This window comes from Streptomyces sp. NPDC043867 (assembly GCF_056435845.1).
Window position 1 is genome coordinate 1 of sequence record NZ_JBWKDS010000081.1, and the last position, 4,198, is coordinate 4,198.

At 74.2% G+C, this 4,198-nt stretch carries 4 protein-coding genes; 1 reads left to right on the top strand and 3 read right to left on the bottom strand.

Annotated features, from left to right (window positions below; genetic code table 11):
• Together AC069T_RS37830 and egtA are read right to left on the bottom strand one after the other, a co-directional pair.
• The coding region (locus AC069T_RS37830; protein ID WP_478787058.1) for an SUMF1/EgtB/PvdO family nonheme iron enzyme at positions 1 to 1,102 on the bottom strand (1,102 nt) is incomplete at its 3' end.
• Positions 1,099 to 2,373: an ergothioneine biosynthesis glutamate--cysteine ligase EgtA gene (egtA, locus tag AC069T_RS37835; protein WP_478787059.1), complete on the bottom strand. Its 1,275-nt coding sequence runs from the start codon at positions 2,371 to 2,373 to the stop codon at positions 1,099 to 1,101. The genes egtA and AC069T_RS37830, both read right to left, overlap by 4 nt.
• Before the next feature lie 257 nt (positions 2,374 to 2,630).
• Here egtA and AC069T_RS37840 point away from each other — a divergent pair, with 257 nt between their 5' ends.
• Positions 2,631 to 3,458 carry a TIGR02452 family protein gene (locus AC069T_RS37840; RefSeq protein WP_478787060.1) on the top strand — a complete coding sequence of 276 codons (828 nt, stop codon included), beginning with the start codon at positions 2,631 to 2,633 and terminating at the stop codon, positions 3,456 to 3,458.
• Positions 3,459 to 3,544: 86 nt separating this feature from the next.
• On the opposite strand, the gene AC069T_RS37845 is transcribed toward AC069T_RS37840, so the two are convergent.
• Positions 3,545 to 3,988 carry a type II toxin-antitoxin system PemK/MazF family toxin gene (locus AC069T_RS37845; protein ID WP_478787061.1) on the bottom strand — a complete coding sequence of 148 codons (444 nt, stop codon included), beginning with the start codon at positions 3,986 to 3,988 and terminating at the stop codon, positions 3,545 to 3,547.
• Between the last annotated feature and the right edge of the window lie 210 nt (positions 3,989 to 4,198).

A 4,198-nucleotide genomic window follows, 5' to 3' on the forward strand; every position in this document is an offset into this window, starting at 1 on the left:
ACACCCCGCCAACCACCTCCCGCACGCAGAGGGGAAACCCCCCACCCCCCCCCCCCCCCCCCCCCCCGGGGCGCAGATGGCGCTGGCCCAGATTGGCGTGGTCGGGGGTCGGGTCGGCGTCGCCCCACGGGTAGCGCGTGGAGCGGTCCGAGACCGGGTCGTGGCGGGCGGCCTTCTCCCACTCGGCCTCGGTGGGCAGCCGCCGCCCCGCCCAGCGGGCGTACGCGTCGGCCTCGTACCAGCACACGTGCAGCACCGGCTCGTCGGGCGGTACGACCTCGGTCACACCGAAGCGCCGCCGCAGCCACTGCCCGCCCTCCCGGCGCCAGTACAGCGGCGCCTCGATCGCGTGCTCGCGGATGTGGTCCCAGCCCGCGGGCGCCCACCAGCGGGCGTCCTGGTAGCCGCCGTCCTCGATGAAGGCCTGGTAGGCGGCGTTGGTCACCGGCGTGGTGTCGATGTGGAAGGCGGGGACCACGCGCGGGTGCGCGGGGCGTTCGTTGTCCAGGGACCAGGGCTCCGCCGACGTGCCCATGGTGAACGGGCCGCCCGGCACCAGGACTTCGGCAGGCCCCGTGAACGGGGGTCCGGCGACGGGGTCCGGCGCGGTCAGAGCGGCGGGCCCGCGGCGCAGCTGATGGGTAATCAGCATCGTCTCGTCGTGCTGCTGTTCGTGCTGCGCGATCATGCCGAAGGCGAAACCCGCCTCGGTCAGCCGCGTGCCCCGCAACGTGCTGCTCTCCAGGACGTCCAGCGCCCGCCCGCGCACCTCCGCGGCATAACGGCGGGCTTCCTCCGGCGGCAGCAGCGGCAGCGTGGGCCGCTCGGCACGCGGGTGCTCGAAGGCGTCGTAGAGACCGTCGATCTCCGGACGCATCGGCTCCCGCCCCGCGACCGCGCGCAGCAGCCACAGCTCCTCCTGGTTGCCGATGTGGGCGAGGTCCCACACCAGCGGGGACATCAGCGGGGAGTGCTGCGCGGTCAGTTCGGGCTCCTCCACACAGGAGGTCAGGAGCGCGGTGCGGTCGCGGGCCGTCACCAGCGCGTCCAGGGCGCGCTCCCTGAGCGACTCCGGGTCCGTGAGGGATTCGGGGGCGGTCATGTGCGAATGTCCTTCCCGTGGAACTGGTCGAGCAGATCGTCGGCGGGGCAGCGCCCCCGGGCCACATAGCGGCCGGTGAACCGCGCCACCGCCTCCCGCACCTCGCGGGAGGCACCGAGGCGGGGCAGCGCCTCGGCCGCCGCCGCGAAGCAGACGACGGCCGCCTCGCGCAGCTCGGGATCGGCGAGACCGCCGCGGGCGGCCTCGGCCCACAGCGGATTGCACGGAGCGGACCGCGGACCGGCACGTTCCGCCAGGGGTTTCACGGTCCGGTACGCGGTCTCGGCGGCCTCCGCGTCGTCGAACAGCGCGGTCGTGACGGCGAGCGGCACGATCCACCCGTCGTCGCCCGGCTGCGCGTCGATCATGCGCAGTTCGAGATGCCCGCGCGGACGCACCGGCGGGAACAGGGTGGTGAGGTGATACTCCAGGTCCGCCCGGTCCGGCGGAGTGCCGGACCGGGTCCACTCCCGGAAGGTGAGGTTCTTCGGCGCCGGCCAAGGGCCGCTCGGGCGCCGTACGCACATCACCGGCGCGTCCAGGACGTGCCGGGCCCAGGCGGCCCGCGGGTCCCCGCCGAGGGCGGGTGCGCCGGTCCTGCCGGGGTCCATCGCCGCCCACAGCGACTGGCGGGTGGAGCGCATGCCGGTCGGGCGGCCCTCCGCCATCGGGGAGTTGGCGAACGCGGCCACCAGGACCGCGCCCAGCTGGTGGGCCAGCCACCAGCGCCGCCCGTGTCCGAGCGGGCCCGGTTCCTCGTACCCGGCGTCCAGGCACACCTGGACGGAGGCCGAGGAGCACATCATGGCGCGGCCCTCGGGGCCGGCGCGGTCGAGGCAGCGCTCCATGGCGTCGTAACGCGGTTCATGGAGGAAGCGGCTCGGGGGGCGCCAGGGGTCCTGGCCGTATCCGCTCAGGCCCAGCCCTGCCTCGCGCAGCACCTCGCGTACGGCGGCGAGGTCGGCGGACACGGACCCGACGCACTCCATCAGGGAGGTGGCGGGGAGGGAGCTGAGCTCCAGCTGGCCGCCCGGTTCGACGGTGAGCGCCGAACGCAGGGGCAGGGTCCGCAGAGCGGCGTAAGCCTCTTCGAGACGTGCGGGTGTTACCGGGAGCTGCGGCCCGCGCAGCTCGTGGACGAGCCATTCCACTTCGACGCCGAGGTGGCGGGGTGGCCCTGTCTTGAAGCAGATGCCCCGGACCAGCGCTTCCACCTCTGCTTCGGTGACCACGGAGCGGTGCTCCGTACAGTCACTCACCGAATCGGACATGTCGGGATCCTCCTGAGATTCCATCATGCCGCCGGCCCGGCTTTCGAGGCGCCGGCCCGGCTCGCTCGTACCACCCAAGACCAACCGAGCCGGTTCGCACAAGAGTGCAGATCGCCGCATTCGGGGTCCGGTGAGCGGTGTCCGAGCACCCGGAAAACTCTGTTGCGTCGCAGGACCAGCATCGCTCACGATGCGTTCATGAGCACGACGGGGGGGCTCGCGCAGGGCGCGTTCGAGGCGTGTACGGGGGTCGCGCCATGAGCGCGCGGCTGCGCGGGATCGCGCATCAGACGGAGGAGATCGTCGCGGCGGGCCGGTACCGCGCGTCCGACGGACGCACGGTGTCGATCGCCGCGGCGGTCGAGGCCGCCCGCGCCGGCACCCGTCTGCACGGGCCGGAACCGGTGCGGACACCCCAGGTCAGTCCGGTGGACACGGTGGTCGAGGTCACGGGCGAGAGCAGCCTCGAGGCCGCCCGGCGCCTCGCCGGACCCGTCGCCGTGCTGAACTACGCCTCGGCCCGCAATCCGGGCGGCGGCTATCTGAACGGCGCACAGGCCCAGGAAGAGGCCCTCTGCCGGGCCTCCGCGCTCTACACGTGCGTGCTGCGCGCCCGCGCGTTCTACGACCACCACCGCGCGCACCGCGACCCGTTCTACACGGACCGTGTCATCCACTCACCCGGGGTGCCCGTCTTCCGGGACGACCGCGGCCGGCTGCTGGACGAGCCGTACGCGGCCGGCTTCCTCACCGCGGCGGCCCCCAACGCCGGAGTCGTCCTGCGTACGGCGCCGGAACGCGCCTCCGCCCTGCCGGGGGCCCTCGCCGTCCGGGCCGAGCGCGTGCTGGAGACGGCGCTGGCCCACGGCTACCGGCGGCTGGTGCTCGGCGCCTGGGGCTGCGGCGTCTTCCAGAACGATCCCGCGCAGGTGGCGGGCGCCTTCCGGACCCTGCTGGGCGACGGCGGCCGGTTCGCCGGAACGTTCGAGCACGTCGTCTTCGGCGTGCTCGACCGGACCCGGGGCTCGATGACCCGCCGCGCCTTCGAGCAGGCGTTCGCCCTGAGCGAGGGGGCCCGGCTGTAGCGGGCCATGGCCGCCGGGGCCGTGTCCTCGTCCGCGTCCCCGGCCGTTCTGTCAGCGCCGGCCGTAGCGTTCCCGGAGCCGGTCTGTCAGCGCCAGCCGTAGCGTTCCCGGAGCCGGTGGACGACCAGGTTGAACCGCATCCGGTCCAGTGCGCACGCCTCCCGGCGCATGCCGTCCTCGTGCAGGCGCAGGACGCGGTCCACGGCCACCCACGAGTCCCGCCCCGAGCGGTCCCAGGGCCCGCTGCCGATCGGCACCCACTCGCGCTCGCCGTCGTGCCGCCTGCTCGACAGCCGGACGGCGAGGAGCGTGCCCCCGGCCTCCCGCGCGACGACGAGCACCGGACGGTCCTTGCCCCGGCCGTCGTTCTCCTCGTAGGGCACCCAGGTCCAGACGATCTCGCCGGGGTCGGGGTCACCGTCGTGCGCGGGCGAGTACTCGGTGCGCACCCGGCCCACCTCGCGCGGCTCGGCCTCGGTGGTCGCCGAGGGGCCATGGCGGCCGGGGACTTCGTCGATGTTCGCAGTCACAGGCAGCACGGTAGAGCCCGCTGACACCGCCCCGCCCCACGGGTCCGTACGACAGCGGCCGCGGCCCCTCCCGCGAGGGGCCGCGGCCTTAGGGCCTGTCGTTTGGATCACGCGAGCGTCGCGGGGTCTGGCACGCACATCTGCGGCGTTGTCGTCGGTCGCCGACGCTCCGCGTCGACTCCCTCCTCCGCCTTGCAGCTGCACGCGCCA